1 protein-coding gene is annotated in these 1,335 nt (G+C 70.9%); it reads left to right on the top strand.

Features of this window, described 5'->3' with window-relative positions:
• On the top strand, positions 1–1,335 hold a 1,335-nt coding region (gene garD, locus QTI17_RS34955), incomplete at both ends, for a galactarate dehydratase (RefSeq protein WP_286538775.1).

The following is a 1,335-nucleotide window of genomic DNA, read 5'->3' as shown; positions in this document are numbered from 1 at the left end:
CAGGCCGCCGCTCACCATCCTCATGCACGCGCGCGACAACGTCGCGATCGTGGCCAACGACGGCGGCCTGGCGGCCGGCACCGTGTTCGCCTCGGGCCTCACGCTGCGCGAGAAGGTGCCGCAGGCCCACAAGGTGGCGCTGGTCGACATCCCCGAGGGCGGCGTGGTGCGCCGCTACGACGTGCCGATCGGCTACGCCCTCAAGCCCATCCCCGCCGGCAGCTGGGTGCACGAGCGGCTCCTGAGGATGCCCGCCGCGCGCGAGCTCGACGGCCTGCCCATCGCCACCGTCAAGCCGCCCGCCATGCCCCCGCTCGAGGGCTACACCTTCGAGGGCTTTCGCAACCCCGACGGCTCGGTCGGCACCCGCAACATCCTGGCCATCACCCAGACCGTGCAGTGCGTGGCCGGCGTCACCGAGTTCGCGGTCCAGCGCATCAAGGCCGAGCTGCTGCCCCGGTTTCCCAACGTCGACGACGTGGTGGCGCTCGAACACAGCTATGGCTGCGGCGTGGCGATCGACGCGCCCGACGCCGTCATCCCGATCCGCACCCTGCGCAACATCAGCCTCAACCCGAACTTCGGCGGCGAGGTGATGGTCGTCAGCCTGGGCTGCGAGAAGCTGCAGCCCGAGCGCCTGATGCCCCCGGGCACCATTCCCCTGATCGACGAGCGCAACGTGGCCGATGTCGGCGACAGCGCCGACGCCAAGCTCGACGTGGTCTGCCTGCAGGACGAGGCCCACGTGGGCTTCATGTCGATGGTGGACTCGATCCTGCGCCAGGCCGAGGAGCACCTGGAGCGCCTGAACGACCGCCGGCGCGAGACCGTGCCGGCCAGCGAGCTGGTGGTCGGCGTGCAGTGCGGCGGCAGCGACGCCTTCTCGGGCGTCACGGCCAACCCGGCGGTGGGCTTCTGCACCGACTTGCTGGTGCGCGCCGGCGCCACCGTGATGTTCTCGGAGGTGACCGAGGTGCGCGACGGCATCGACCAGCTGACCTCGCGCGCGACCACGCCCGAGGTGGCCGAGGCGATGATCCGCGAGATGGCCTGGTACGACGCCTACCTCGAGCGCGGCCGCGTGGACCGCAGCGCCAACACCACGCCGGGCAACAAGAAGGGTGGGCTGTCGAACATCGTGGAGAAGGCGATGGGCTCGATCGTCAAGAGCGGCAGCGCGCCGATCTCTGGTGTCGTCGCGCCGGGCGAGAAGGCCCGCCAGAAGGGGCTGCTGTACGCCGCCACGCCGGCGAGCGACTTCATCTGCGGCACCTTGCAGCTGGCCGCGGGCATGAACCTGCACGTCTTCACCACCGGCCGCGGCACCCCCTACGG

Origin of the sequence: Variovorax sp. J31P179 (genome assembly GCF_030316985.1) — a bacterium.
GTDB lineage: Bacteria > Pseudomonadota > Gammaproteobacteria > Burkholderiales > Burkholderiaceae_C > Variovorax > Variovorax ginsengisoli_B.
The sequence above is the reverse complement of the archived record's forward strand: the minus strand, read 5'-3'. Positions and strand labels throughout refer to the sequence as shown.